The organism is Streptomyces sp. SID3212 (assembly GCF_009865405.1).
Taxonomy (GTDB): domain Bacteria; phylum Actinomycetota; class Actinomycetes; order Streptomycetales; family Streptomycetaceae; genus Streptomyces.
This window is the reverse complement of record NZ_WWJY01000031.1, coordinates 1-366: the sequence shown is the minus strand read 5'-3', so window position 1 is coordinate 366 and position 366 is coordinate 1. Positions and strand designations below refer to the sequence as shown.

1 pseudogene is annotated in these 366 nt (G+C 79.8%); it reads left to right on the top strand.

Annotation, left to right across the window (positions count from 1 at the left end):
- Positions 1-237 (top strand): annotated as a pseudogene (locus GT042_RS01275) (hypothetical protein); the annotation flags it as partial.
- Positions 238-366: the final 129 nt, after the last annotated feature.

Genomic DNA, 366 nt, shown 5'->3' with positions numbered 1-366 from the left:
TCCGTCGTGGTGGCCCTGCTGGCGGCGACCGGCGCCGGTGTCGTGGCGGGCGGGCTGACGGACCTCGGCGCGAAGGGCGCGCTGCTCGGCCTCGGGGCCGGGGTGTGCGCGCTGATCGGCCTGCGCGCGGCGAGTTACGACTACCCCTCGCGCTTCGTACACATGACGGCAGGTGTCGCGCTCCCCCTCACCGCCGCCGCCCCGGCGGTATACCTGCTGGGCCGCGCGCTGTCCTGAGCCCGGGGCTCGGAGAGCCGGACTCCGGGCGGGGGGAGGCGGCGCCCGCGCGGAGCGCCGGAGGCGGGCGCCGTGGCCGGCCGGGTGGGAGGCGGGCCCAGCGTGGCGGTGGTCCGGCCACGCCCTCGC